Source organism: Parashewanella curva (assembly GCF_003675895.1).
In the GTDB taxonomy this organism is placed as follows: domain Bacteria; phylum Pseudomonadota; class Gammaproteobacteria; order Enterobacterales; family Shewanellaceae; genus Parashewanella; species Parashewanella curva.
The window spans coordinates 1-13314 of sequence record NZ_ML014772.1; the positions used below are offsets into that span (position 1 = coordinate 1).

Here is a 13314-nt window from a genome sequence, read left to right on the forward strand (position 1 = left end):
ATGTTGATAATGCTCCAACTCACACATCAGAAAAATTTATAAATTATGCTTGGTTATGGGCAGAGCAATACAATTTAGAGATTAGATATTTGCCGTCGTATTCACCTGAACTTAATGCAATAGAAATTCTCTGGCGAAAAATCAAATACGAGTGGTTATCCATTAGTGCTTACGAAACTTACTCGAAACTCAAAAAAGCAGTCGAAACCATTTTGGATAATTATTGCTCAAAATATGAGATAACTTTTAGTTAGGTACTTACCACCAACAGGTTTGCAGCGGAGGGTAACCATGTCTGCACTTCAACAGTTAGGAAAACCGACCAACAGTGTCATTAATTTTATGGCATTTTTGAACAACAAAAAATCCCTCACCTAATGGAACTATGCAAAATATTTACAGGTAAAATGGATATTTACTATGACTCATTAGCTGTTGAACCTCTTAGAAGACCCTGTCCTGCGGGGTTGCCAGCAGCAATATTTCGCTATTGGTTAGAAAAACATTCTAATCCTACATGGGAGTATTTTTTTGCTTTATTTGACCGCTATTGGCAACAGGTAGGAAAAAAACGCGAAGATGAAATACTGCTTTTGATATTGGTTAATGCGAAAAAATATTTAGCCCAGAGTGAAAGCAAGTTTTTGTAAGGTAAAGGATAATTTTTATGGGGTTGTTGCTTTAATTGTGAACAGGTAAAGATAATTTAATTCAGTAGCCCTAAAGAGGTTCTGCCTTTGTTCAGTAAACAAACCCATAATAGTGTTTATTGGGTATAGCGTTCTATATCGATTTTTTGTGTTATGAGGTTTGGTATGAGCTCTACGTTTAGTCCAACTGCAGTGTTAAAATCATTATTTCCTTTTGCTCCTTGGGATAAACCTTGGTCGGTGGGGCGTCGCCGTCAATCCGTAGTGCCGAATACTGTAACAATGGTAAAGCTGACTTCTCATGTTAGCAATGGCAATGAGCAAGTTGTTGGTATAGGGGATAATTGGTATTTTGTAACCTCTAATTCACACTCTGAGCACTCACATTCATATCATCCATGTCCCTCCTATGAGCCAAATCAAACTCTGCCGCAAGGAGTATGGGAGGCTGAGCCTAGTCCACAACCATACCCCGCTAACTATCATCAAGGCGAAATGCCTACAAATGTTAGTCATTATCCAATGGGGCACATAGGGTTTAACTCTAAGCCGCAACCGCAACACGTTTGTGTGCCGCCTGTTGAACACGAAGTGCTTCAAGTTGATAAACATTCAACACAAAAAGCAGCCTCAGTAACAACGTGTCCTGTTTCAACAAAGCACAAACTCACGCTGCAAACCATTAAATACCTTCATGAGCAAATACCTGAGCTCGAACATTCCGTCTCAACATTGGCCGTTATGAGAGATGAGCTAGGTTTTGTGATGACGTTACTTGATGACAAAAATGGTGAGCTAAAAGATAAAATTAAAAGTGAGTATCATTATTTAAAATTCGAACAGCGTGCAGAAAAATACATTGAAATTTGGTTAACGGATGATAAGTACCAAAGTTCTCGAACGTGGCAACACTTTTTTTTCGCCCTAAGAAGAGCAAAACAACAAGCATTAGCGGGTAAATTAGAGAATATATAGGCGAAGTGGAAGGACAAAACAGTTTGAATTCTGTAACTCAGCCTTCTGAAGTGCCTATGGCAAGTGCCGAAGGAACGCTAGGGGGACGGCTGTCTGTACAAAGTATATCAAACCTTACTAACAAGACTGAATATAGTTTGTTTTTAGCCTTATCTTCTCTTAATGATTCACAACTAGAAATGTTCGGCGAAGAACTGTTTCTTGAAGGTGGTAGGTTGAAAATAGTAATTATTTTAAAAGACTGCAAAAGCCTTTATCAAAGTAATCAATATTTAATGAGAGAGATCATTACTCAATGGTTACAAGAAGATGAAACAGGTGATAAATCATGGGGACATTTTCTAGACATTGTGGAGCGTTTTCTCGAGAAAAACAGTGCTGATTTAGGTGATAGAAAAACGAACAAATTGCAAAAATATTGTAGTGATATTCGAATAGGAAGAGGAGGGGAGCTTGCAGTACAACTCAGCCCCCTATTGGGAAGAAATATATCCAGTGTACCCAAGTGGCACAGTTGGGAATCAATAGCCGAGTTATGACCACTCGTTTGAAATGTCAGGTTATGACTAAGCTGAGGTAGATAATCATTAGAGGCTGTAGTATGGTCTCTAGTGCAACAGGGAATATTGACAAGTTGCCACTTTGAACACCAGCTAATTCCTGTAGCAGAGCATCAAGTTAACGAACTCCGTAGTCTAGAGCAACGAGTCACCTTAAAAGCATTTACTGATATCAAAATAAAAGAAAGCGCAGAGTTTGAAGTGTCATTTGTTAGTGTTATTGCGAGCTTCGAAGATCCTATTTTGGCCCCTTTTCTTAGTAAGCTTATCTCAAAGTCTGGATTAAGATTAATGAAAGTAGACTATAAGAACAAGCAGAGAGTCGAGCTAATCAAAGCGGTAATTGAAAAATGGTTATGTTTAAGTCATGAAGGGCGAACATGGAAAGACCTCTTTGAAATAATGGCGGTGCACTTAACTGTTGATGAAGAGTTAACAGCAACGATAGCGCAAGCAAAGCTGCAACTTTCATCTTAGACCTATCGTAATTCATTTTTGTTATCGTTTCATTCACTTTATATTCAGTCGCTAATTGATAGATTTAACGAATCAAATTGATGAAAATTTATAGCATATATCAGTAGAAACTCATCGAATAGGATAGTTTTCAGAAAAAATCATAGAAAGGATATCAAAACCAGAACTCTTACACTTAGCCTAAAAAATGTAAATTGGCAGCTAAAGAGCAAAGGTCATATCAATATGAGATAGACATCGACATCGAACTCTAATGGGAATTGGTTGAAGTTTGATATTTCATGCTACTAAGGAGACACTATGGCTGTAGAGGGGGCGCACAGTTATGCAAGAGGTTTATACGGCCTAAACGCAATGGCAGAGCCGAAAACTCAAACTGATTTAAGTTTAGAATCGTTGCAAATTAGTGACAATGCTGCTGGTGGTGAAAAAAGTGAAGATGAAGTTCCACCAACGATGGAACCCGCCGCCCGTCCTTTTAAAACAGAAGCGGGTTGGCAACAAGATGAAAAATTTGCAGTAGGTGAATCTTCAGGTACTTCAGTCCCTGAAAATACAAGTACATCTGCATCAGGTGCCCAACAAGTTAGTAAAAATATAGATTATTCAGTCTTAAAAAAGAAATTTTGGAATTTAGACTTAAAAAAATTGAAAGTAGAAGGTTGCAGTGTGAATTTTTGGCAATTTCTTCTCGTTCAAGATGAACCTAATATCACTGAGTTCTGGCAGGGAATTATCGGTGATGCCCCTTATCAGTTAGTTAAGAATAGTGGCAGCAAAGACAAAGTGTTAGAAGCAGCAATCAACTGGTGGAAGGATCATCAAAAAGACATTCCTCAAACTTGGGATGTTCTTTTTTCTAGGTTAGAAACCCACTTTCCAACGAAGCTTGACCAAATAGGTACTTATAAAGACCAACAGGCAAAAAAGTTGGCTGGGAAGCGTTGAAGATATCAATATGAAAATGACAACTGCTTATGGTTGATGCCCCCATATTTATCTTCGCCTTGCAGTTAACCTAAAAACATCAGTTGGCTACGTTCTCAAGCGTAGAAAAGCTGTAACGCCAGTTTTGTATGGCGGTAAAAAATGCTCTACTTGCAAAAGTTACAACGCTGCTAGCGGGCATTTTAGCAAGCTTGTGAACGTAGAGCGTTTCATCCATTCGGTGAATGATGAAAAAGTTGAAATTATCGCTAACTCAGGTAGATGTTAACTTATTGAGCGTTCAACTGATGTTCTTAGGGTTAAAGGTAATACCAATTACAGTAATTAAATGCTCAACTCAGAGCTGTGAATGCGGTCAAAGTACAATCGAAATTGATGTAGACATAGTTTTTCTACGTCAAAGCAATTTTGAGCAGGAATTTGACCGCATACAAGCTCCCAAAGGGTAAGGCTAAAGCTTTCGATTACTGCATTACAAGCTCTTGAATTATCCCGATAGTACTTCGGGCTTGTCTTTGTTCTGAAAACCTTTAGCTCTTGCTGAGTGAGAGATTAATTACTGTAATTGGTATAACTCATTAAAATCGTGGCGCATCACAATTGAAATGGGCTAGGGTGCGTACCAAATTAAAGACTTTTTGGTTTACACGATGTTGTCAAATGTCGGTGTAAAAAAGAAGTAACCACAGCTTTGTATGTCGGTCAATCAAAAATCTAATTAGAAGCCTCTAAACCACTATATAGATTTCCTTAAACACGTTAAGTCATAGTTGATGCTTTTAAAAGCGAGCTTTATTCAGTGTGACTGTGGATCCCCCAATCCTTGTTGGGCAACTGGTCAGCCCCGAAGGACAAGATCAAAGGCTTCCAAAGCTATGTTTCAAATTACCCCGATATTATGGAAATTTGTGCCATGCTCTTAAACTCATTGTTTCTTGCATAGAGAGCATTCTTCAATTCGGATTAATGGCATAAGTTAGGAAAAAATAAAGTCGGTTATCATTCAGCAACAATTCAGCTCATTATTTCTAAAATTATTATATGGATTAAATAGTTAAGAATTAAAATGGCCGTTAGCCGCATTTTAGAACACCTAATTCCAAGTCTTCCGTGGCGAACGCAGAAGATGCAAGCAGCTCCTCCCCTTATACCTCAGCAAACTTGTATTGTTACTACGACAAATCAATACACCGTTGAGCAAAGTGGCATACAGCCTGAGTTACAAGGGGAGGAGGGCGGTTATTTTTGTCATAATCCGAATGAAACAGGTGACGTAACAGATTTTTCTCAGTATACGGTGTTTTCACCCACCTCAACATCACCTATTGGAAACCCTTATCCTATAGCAACCGTAGTGCAAGAGCAGTTACAAGTTGACTTAGCTCCTCCGGTAAGCAAAAAAGCTAAATCGTTTACCGAAGCACTGGTTTCTATATCATCAGAAGTAAAATCATCGCCACTAGAAATCCCTGAACTGTCACTTCAAACCATAAAATCTTTACATACAGCACTTAGGAACAGTCAGTACTCCATACCCAAAAGAATTGCTTTTGGGGACAGTAGATGGTTTGCGATGAAATTGTTGAATGATCCTAATCGTCAGTATGTTGATTTCATTGTAAAAAGTCATTCCAGCCTAGATCAAGAGGAGTTGGTCGAGGAATACATTAAGATATGGCTTACTGAAGAGAAATATGCGAGAACCCGAAACTGGTTTGACTTTTTCAATATATTGAACAGTGCAAATATGGGAGATATTGCTAAAGATATAGTTGACTACTTTGTTTCTATAGAAGAGCGCCAAAAAGAAGCGGCTTCACCTCGCATCGACCCAAGTGAGAACAATCCGCTTATTGAAGGTGTTTGTCAATGTGAATGGCAAGAAGCTCATGGTTTAAACCGTGTACCAACTTTACGTGAGATTAACACACAGCAAGAAGTCACTCTACTGGTTGATATTATAGTTGAACAAGCAGACCCGTATCTAAAGGTAACCTGCGAGAAGTTATATGGTAATGCTGAACGCTTTGACTTTTTTAAAAACAATCATCCAGATGATATGAAGGAATGCGTTATGCAATGCATTCAAAAATGGCTGGACGGTAATCCAAATAAAACATGGAATGACTTTATTCTATTGCTAACGGATAGTTTTAATTTTGAAGCTAACCCCATTCTCGCCAATCGATTTAGGCAAGCCGTCAAGAATGTTAGATGGAAATTAATAAATGTATAAATTCTGTATCAATTCAACTTGTGTACAGAATTCAATCAATATTATATACCTTAATATTTTCAATGTGTTGAGTTGTCGTGAAAACTACAATTTCGACCGTACAATGTTAAGGTAAATATATTATGTCTATTCCATCGACTACTCATGGTTCATTTACTCAATATAGTAGAAGGCATTTTGGCGAGCAAGCGCGGGGTTCATCGGTTGCAAAAACAACGGAATTAACTTTAGATTTTATAACAAGAACCCATTTAAGAACTAGTAAGCTCCTTACGACTATTAGTAATCATTACAAGACGTTTGGAATGTACTTGCTAAGGGATCCAAATGGACAGGAAGTAGACAATATAAGGAGTAATTGCATGTCGAAGGGGGGCGGATTGGAAGAAATCACTACAACAATTATACAAAAATGGCTTACTGAGTCACAGTATGAACATATTAGAACGACAGAGCATTTTTTGAAGTCTATGAGGGATGCTGAGATGGGAGCCGCAAGCGAAGAGCTAAGCCGAATGCTGAAAACTGGGAGCACTGAACCTTCAGCCCCTTCAGAATCTAGAAGCCCCTACCGCCAAACTTACTCAGAACAATATTCTGATCCTTATAGACGAAATCACTCACATGACCCTCAACAGTCTAGAACAGCATCTCAACCCGTAAACACTGATCGGTTTGCACTAGGTACGCGCCCAACATTTTCCTCTCAGCCAGCAATGCAACCTCAAGCTACGGCTAAAAAAGCTGTACAGCCTAAAGTCGTCGCAGCAAGTATACCTGACAAGCTGGCAGCGACAGTTTCATTGTTTAAAATGGCTTCTCTGAGAGTAGGGCACGATTCATTGATAAAATTTATCTCTGCGCAAGATGAAGGGCTTCAAGAGCAATTTTGGTTAGAGTTCATTACTACGACTCTTTATGAACTAAATAAAAAAGATACTGTTCATGATGGAGTGATATCCAAAACAAACAAATGTATACAGTCATGGCTGAATAACACTGACGTTCCTCGTTCTTGGGAGTATTTATTCGAAAAAATGGAACTGCACTTTGGTGTAACTCAAGACAAACAGCAAATGATTGAAGAGTATAAGCAAGCCTTGTTGAAAGCTTAATCATAAAGGTGTTTAAATTTTTTTGTTTGAGAAGCTGTGAGGTGATTAAAACGAACAGCTTTTAGTTGCTAGAGGCTATACTCGTGATACCTGAAGATGCAGGATTTCAGCGAGAATTAATTGCCATTTAGACAAGGCACTTGCCCGCAGTAATAGTTATTCTATTTCAAGGGTAAGTAACGCAGTATAAATGGCAATTAAACTCGCACTGTGCGGGCTTTTCAGCATTGATTCTTCTTTGTTGTGAAAGCTTAAATTAGCCCGCTAGTTCTTCACTTTCACGTCTCGAATAATGCAATGCTGAACAAGCCCTGAAAGTTGCATCTTCAAGTATCACGAGTATATATACGGCCCCTAGCGTTTATATGATAGTTAATAACTACTTACGGTGAGCTGTGCCTTGTTTTGAATACCTTCATGGCATGAAAAAACACTGTTGAATACAGGTTGGCAGGATATAAAATCGTAGCAAACAGTGTCCAAAATACGCTAGGATCTGAGTTTTAGCATGGTAAATTACGATTAATGAAACTCAACCCTGGTCAAAATGAAGCGGTACACTATGTCTCTGGCCCTTGTCTGGTGTTAGCTGGCGCAGGCAGTGGTAAGACAAGGGTGATCATTAATAAAATTGCTTATCTTTTAGAAAAATGTGGTTACAGAGCCAGAAATATTGCTGCAGTAACCTTTACGAATAAAGCTGCACGAGAAATGAAAGAACGTGTAGCGCAATCCATTGGTAAGCAACTTTCTCGTGGATTATGGATTTCAACTTTTCATACTCTTGGCCTTGAGATCATCAAAAAAGAATATAAAACGCTGGGGCTAAAAGCGGGTTTTTCGCTGTTTGATGATCAAGATACGCTTGCCTTACTAAAAGAGCTCACCGAAAAAGAATTACAAGAAGATAAAGACCTACTGCGAGCGTTAGCGTCAGCGATTTCAAATTGGAAAGGGAATTTGATGATCCCTGACCATGCCATTAAAACCGCTAAGGGTGAACAACAGCAGTTATTTGCTTTACTCTACAAGCGTTATGCTCAGCACATGAAAGCCTATAATGCGCTCGATTTCGATGATTTGATTTTACTGCCTACTTTATTACTTAGACATAACGAAGTGGCTAAAGAGCGTTGGCAATTGCGTTTTCAATATCTGCTGGTGGATGAATATCAAGATACTAACTCAAGCCAATATGAATTAGTAAAGTTATTGGTTGGAGAGCGAGCGCGCTTTACCGTGGTGGGTGATGATGATCAGTCAATTTACTCATGGCGTGGAGCAAAACCACAAAACCTTGTGCTACTCGGCAAAGACTTCCCTCAATTAAAATTGATCAAGCTTGAACAAAACTATCGTTCTAGCCAGCGGATTCTAAAAGCTGCCAATATTCTGATCGCCAATAATGACCACGTATATGAAAAGTCACTGTTTAGTGAGCTGGCTTATGGTGAGCCGCTGCGAGTGATCATGGCCGGCAATGAAGAGCAAGAAGCCGAGCGCGTTGTGGCGGAAATTGTTCGCCATAAGTTTATGGGGAAAACTCGTTATGGTGAATACGCCATTTTGTATCGTGGCAATCATCAATCTCGCTTGCTAGAGCGGGCACTGATGACCAATCGTATTCCTTATAAGCTCAGTGGGGGAACTTCATTTTTCGCTCGTGCTGAAATTAAAGACATCATGGCTTACTTACGCTTAGTGGTGAACCCTGATGATGATAATGCGTTTTTGCGTGTGGTTAACTTACCTAAGCGAGGTATTGGACCAGCGACTTTGGAGCATTTAGGTAACTTCGCTAATGAGAAACACATTTCGTTATTTAGCGCCATTTTCGAGCCGGAATTAAATCACATCCTTAATCCGTCGGCTTGTAAGGCGCTGTATGAGTTCGGAAGGTTTATCGTTGATACTGGGGAAATCGCTAAGCGAGGTGAGGGAATTGATGCCATCAAGCAGTTGATCCGCAATATTAATTACGAAGATTACCTGTACGAAAACAGCACCAGCCCTAAAGCAGCAGAAATGCGGATGAAGAACATTTCTGAGCTGTATCGCTGGGTGACAGAAATGCTCAATGGCGATGATTTAGATGAACCTATGACTTTACCAGAGGTCGTTACTCGACTAACACTGCGTGACATGATGGAGCGCAACAGTGAGGAAGAAGCGGGCGATCAGGTACAGCTAATGACTTTGCATGCGTCCAAAGGCTTGGAGTTCCCATATGTGTTTATGGTAGGTATGGAGGAAGGATTATTGCCCCATCAAACTAGCATTGATGAGGATAATGTTGAAGAAGAAAGACGTTTAGCTTATGTAGGGATCACTCGCGCCCAACAAGAGTTGTGGTTTGTGATTTGCCGAGAGCGTCGACAATTCGGTGAAACCATGCGTACAGAGCCGAGTCGCTTTTTAATGGAATTGCCACAAGATGATGTGAAATGGGAAAACCAAAAGCCAAAACAAAGTGAGCAGCAACGTCAGCAAACGGGTAAAGCGAATATTTCTAATCTGAGAAATATGCTAAAAGGCTAATTTTCTTTAATTAAGCTCACTTAATGTGGAGACTGGTAAATTTCGTAACGGCCACGGCCTTTGGCCTTGGCTTGATACATAGCATGATCCGCAGAGCGTAACAGCTTTTCAGTTTCTTCTGTTTCTGTTGAGCTTATCGCAATACCAATGCTGGCGCTTGAGTAGAATTTCTTTCCACTTAACATATAAGGGTTAGAGAGCAGCTGTAAAATGCGATCAGCAATTTCAATCGCATCTAGTGGCGATTGTATGCTGTCTAATAACACCACAAATTCGTCTCCACCTAATCGGCCTAAGGTGTCGTTTTGTCGAACACACATTTTTAAACGATCGCTGGTCTCTATCAAAAATCGGTCACCTTCAATATGACCAAGGGTGTCATTGACTCGTTTGAACTTATCGAGGTCAATAAACATCAATGCAAATTGTCGTTCTGGGTGGCGTTGTATATGGCTGATGGCTTGCTCCAATCTTTCCATAAACATAGCACGATTAGGAAGGCCTGTTAGAGGATCATGGTTGGCATCATAAATTAACTGTAATTCCATTTTTCGGCGTAGAGTGATTTCTTTTTTAAGCTCTCTATTCGCCTTAGCTAGCTCACTGGTGCGTCGTTTCACTTCCCGTTCAAGATTTTGGTAATTTTGCTGCATAATGCCTGCCGCACGTTTGCGCTCAATGGCAATGGCAATTTGTTGAGCCACGAAATTAAGTAATTCTAAATTTGACTCATGGTATTCAATATCCGGATTGGAGTGATACAGTGCTAGGACACCATTGATTTGGTTATCGATATAGAGTGGAGCCGCCATCCACTGTGAGATATCAAGAATAATAGGGCAGCAGTCCATATTTTGGTAAATTTGCTTATCTTCGACAAGGTGACTCAAATCTGACTTATCAAGCAACAGTGCTTGCTCGCATTTCATTAAGTATTCAGTCAAGCCATCAGAAAATGGACGCTGCTTCGGCATGACTTGTTTATTTTTATCATCTTGGGCACAAAATGGAAAAAATAAACTGTGATTTTCTGGATCGTATAAGGAAATGTAGCAATTTCCATCTCCTAAAAACTGCTTCAATATCTTACTGAGTTTTTGATAAAAGTGTTCGTCATCCAAATCATCATGGCATAGGCTAGCAATTTCAAATAGGGTCTTATGCAGTTTTTCTGCTTGAATTCGTTCAGTTATTTCTTGCTTAAGTTCATTATGGGTATGGATAAGTTCATTAGTGCGAATCGTAATGGCCTGTTCCATACTGTGCTGATGTTCAATGCGTTCAGAAACGCCAGCAATGTGCTGACAAATAAACTTCATCAACTCAATGTCACTATCACTGTAGGTCACACCTTGTTGATAACTTTGTACCACGAGTGCGCCAAGTACCTGCTCTCCGCGAATGATAGGGGTTCCCAGCCAAACGTTAACTAATGGATCCATGACTTGTTTAACTTCATTCGCGGCTATCATTTCCTTAAACTTTGCTCGATCGCAAAGTAAGGTTTGCCCTGTTCGAATGACGTAGCCGGTTAACCCCAATTTAAGTAATTCTGAAATATTTTCGAGTTTTATTAAGTCTCGATTTGGCTTTTCTTCATCAATAAAGAAAATCAACTCAATGTCTTCGGTCAATGGGCAAAGGCTGGCGACATAGAAATTATCTGCAGCAATAATTTTTTTTAGCAATAAGTGCACTTCTTTGTAGAAGTCTTGTAATGATGAGGTTCGCTCGGAGAGGTTGGATATCTCAATTAAAACATCACGAGCAATTTTTGCGTGTTTGTAGGTATGAAGAATACCCTTGAGGCGTTGGATTCTTTTTTCAAGACGACCGTCGAGATGTTCTTGCTCTGGTAATTGGGGCTCGATAACGTCAAATTCCATTTTATACGCTCTCTCCAGTCATATTATCTTTTTTCTATTACCCCCTAGAATTACATGAATCTGTTACACTGCCAAGACAAATTTTAACCAGCCCGTGTTTAAAATTTGAGTTAAACTGCTAAAAGATGAGCAAATAATTAAAAATATGCAACTAGTGCTAGACAGCGGCATCAGTTATCCCTAGTATATGCCGCGCTAACCGGATTGAGCGCCCATAGCTCAGTTGGATAGAGCGCACCCCTCCGGAGGGTGAGGCCGAGGGTTCGAATCCTTCTGGGCGCACCATTTGGAATCAAGCGGTATCCGAATATTCTGTTAGCAAATGTAAATGTGGTGATTGTAGCTCAGTTGGTAGAGCCCCGGATTGTGATTCCGGTTGTCGTGGGTTCAAGTCCCATCAGTCACCCCACCTCTCGGTGATTAGCGCAGCCCGGTAGCGCATCTGCTTTGGGAGCAGAGGGTCAGAGGTTCGAATCCTCTATCACCGACCACTTTCTTTTAAGTTGAACATTTCAGCTTACACCTATTTCGGTGATTAGCGCAGCCCGGTAGCGCATCTGCTTTGGGAGCAGAGGGTCAGAGGTTCGAATCCTCTATCACCGACCATTTATCTTTATAAAGATGCAAAAAGCCCCGACTGAATTCGGGGCTTTGTTGTATCTGAACAAGAATAACTTTGGGCTAATAAACCAACCAAGGCCCTTCAACATCATCTTGAATCCTTGCTCCTTGCTTTAGAAGAAGTTGTTCAAGCATTTGGTGCTGCTCTCGCTCTTGCGGAGTTCCAAAGTCTTTAAAGACTCTCCCTCGAACCTGCTTTAAAGAATTAACTTCTTTTTTGAATTTTTTAAGTTGGCGGATTAATTCAAGAAGAGCACCACCTATTCCCTCAGGCTCGGTTTTACTGCTCATTTCACAAACGGTCATAATATGATCGTCAACCCGATAAATTAACCGCCATTGTTCAGTTTCTAAGGTTTTTCCGTACTCAAATTGGCTTTCACCAAAGTAAGCAGGCTGCACTTCAATGCCTTGCTGCTGGAGGTAGTGGGTGACTTCGTCCATGGTAACTCCTTAATAAAAGAAGCTCTCACCGCAAAATGTCACTTTGTGAGAGCCTTAGTCAGGTTATTTCACGCTTAGTGCGTTTTCTAAACTTCTGTGTAACTGAGTAAGTTCTACGAGAAGTGATACCATATCGGTAGAGGTTCTACGTGCTCTTTCCATGGTTTCACCCAGTTTTCTCATGTAGGTGTTGGCGTTGGTTTCATCCAATGAACCGATTAATTTGGCGTTTTCACTTACCTGAGTTTGCCACGCGTTGGCACTGGAACCGGCACCATCAGTCATACGGCCAAGGCCTTGACCCAAAATACCGAGGGCTTCACTGCCTTTTGCCGCACCACCTAAGCCGAAGCCTACACTGAATAGACCACCGGCGATGCTCGCCGCACCAGATATCGCCATACCAATCATGGCATGTTCAATACCATCCCGTTTTTGAGCCATTGATGCGAGTGTAATATCCCACGCAAGCTTGTCCTGAACTACGTTGAAATCCTGTAGAATATTACGCAGCTTTTTGAATAAATCGGCTAGTTTGATCATGAGCTGGTTGATTTCTTCAATCGCCGCGGCCCCTTCCATGCTGGCACTGCCGTCAAGTGAACCTGTATCATAATTTTTATCGTCCACACTTTCATTAGCCAGATCATTCAGATCTTTATCATCTTGATGTTTTGGGTTTTTAACTGGCTTCATTTGGCTAGTAATGTTTGCATAATGTTTGTGGATCTTACTCATGTGTTTGTCAACACCGTCTAATCCCTTTCCAAGATCATCGATGTGTTTATGCATTTCGTCAACGTTGGGCGTATTTGCTGCAGCTGCGCTGGATGCGCCTGCAGATACTGAACCTACTCCTGACAT

At 40.3% G+C, this 13314-nt stretch carries 12 protein-coding genes and 4 tRNA genes; 13 read left to right on the forward strand and 3 right to left on the reverse strand.

Features of this window, described 5'->3' with window-relative positions; translation table 11 throughout:
- The first annotated feature begins 38 nt into the window (after positions 1-38).
- From D5018_RS09110 to rep, 9 genes are all read left to right on the forward strand, one after another.
- On the forward strand, positions 39-254 hold the full coding sequence (locus D5018_RS09110) for a transposase (RefSeq protein ID WP_243637416.1): 216 nt from the start codon (positions 39-41) through the stop codon (positions 252-254).
- Positions 255-407: 153 nt separating this feature from the next.
- Positions 408-650, forward strand: coding sequence for a hypothetical protein (locus D5018_RS09115; protein ID WP_121838702.1), 243 nt, complete (start codon positions 408-410; stop codon positions 648-650).
- 165 nt (positions 651-815) lie between these two features.
- A complete protein-coding gene (locus D5018_RS09120; protein ID WP_121838703.1) occupies positions 816-1625 on the forward strand; it encodes a hypothetical protein in 810 nt (269 codons plus the stop codon).
- A gap of 23 nt (positions 1626-1648) precedes the next feature.
- Complete coding sequence (locus D5018_RS09125) at positions 1649-2164, forward strand: hypothetical protein (protein WP_133309269.1); 516 nt, start codon at positions 1649-1651, stop codon at positions 2162-2164.
- Positions 2165-2251: 87 nt separating this feature from the next.
- The gene (locus D5018_RS09130) at positions 2252-2662 is read left to right on the forward strand and encodes a hypothetical protein (protein ID WP_121838705.1); all 411 of its coding nucleotides are present in this window, start codon (positions 2252-2254) and stop codon (positions 2660-2662) included.
- Between the two features lie 300 nt (positions 2663-2962).
- On the forward strand, positions 2963-3610 hold the full coding sequence (locus D5018_RS09135; protein ID WP_121838706.1) for a hypothetical protein: 648 nt from the start codon (positions 2963-2965) through the stop codon (positions 3608-3610).
- Between the two features lie 1066 nt (positions 3611-4676).
- Positions 4677-5846 carry a hypothetical protein gene (locus D5018_RS09145; RefSeq protein WP_121838708.1) on the forward strand — a complete coding sequence of 390 codons (1170 nt, stop codon included), beginning with the start codon at positions 4677-4679 and terminating at the stop codon, positions 5844-5846.
- 362 nt (positions 5847-6208) lie between these two features.
- Complete coding sequence (locus D5018_RS09150; protein ID WP_121838709.1) at positions 6209-6961, forward strand: hypothetical protein; 753 nt, start codon at positions 6209-6211, stop codon at positions 6959-6961.
- A gap of 525 nt (positions 6962-7486) precedes the next feature.
- Positions 7487-9499: a DNA helicase Rep gene (rep, locus tag D5018_RS09155; protein WP_121838710.1), complete on the forward strand. Its 2013-nt coding sequence runs from the start codon at positions 7487-7489 to the stop codon at positions 9497-9499.
- Between the two features lie 20 nt (positions 9500-9519).
- Here rep and D5018_RS09160 read toward each other — a convergent pair whose 3' ends face one another.
- The gene (locus D5018_RS09160; protein ID WP_121838711.1) at positions 9520-11385 is read right to left on the reverse strand and encodes a sensor domain-containing diguanylate cyclase; all 1866 of its coding nucleotides are present in this window, start codon (positions 11383-11385) and stop codon (positions 9520-9522) included.
- Positions 11386-11593: 208 nt separating this feature from the next.
- On the opposite strand from D5018_RS09160, the gene D5018_RS09165 reads away from it, so the two are divergent.
- The 4 genes from D5018_RS09165 to D5018_RS09180 all read left to right on the forward strand — a co-directional run bounded on the left by D5018_RS09165 (position 11594) and on the right by D5018_RS09180 (position 11991).
- Positions 11594-11670: transfer RNA gene (locus tag D5018_RS09165), tRNA-Arg, on the forward strand.
- A 48-nt stretch (positions 11671-11718) separates the two neighbouring features.
- Positions 11719-11794, forward strand: a tRNA-His gene (locus D5018_RS09170).
- A gap of 5 nt (positions 11795-11799) precedes the next feature.
- Positions 11800-11876, forward strand: a tRNA-Pro gene (locus D5018_RS09175).
- Between the two features lie 38 nt (positions 11877-11914).
- A tRNA-Pro gene (locus D5018_RS09180) sits at positions 11915-11991 on the forward strand.
- Between the two features lie 75 nt (positions 11992-12066).
- Here the strand turns inward: D5018_RS09180 and sseE are convergent.
- Positions 12067-12450, reverse strand: a complete 384-nt coding sequence (gene sseE, locus D5018_RS09185; RefSeq protein ID WP_121838712.1) for a type III secretion system effector protein SseE — start codon at positions 12448-12450, stop codon at positions 12067-12069.
- Between the two features lie 63 nt (positions 12451-12513).
- On the reverse strand, positions 12514-13314 hold the full coding sequence (sseD, locus tag D5018_RS09190; RefSeq protein ID WP_121838713.1) for a type III secretion system translocon protein SseD: 801 nt from the start codon (positions 13312-13314) through the stop codon (positions 12514-12516).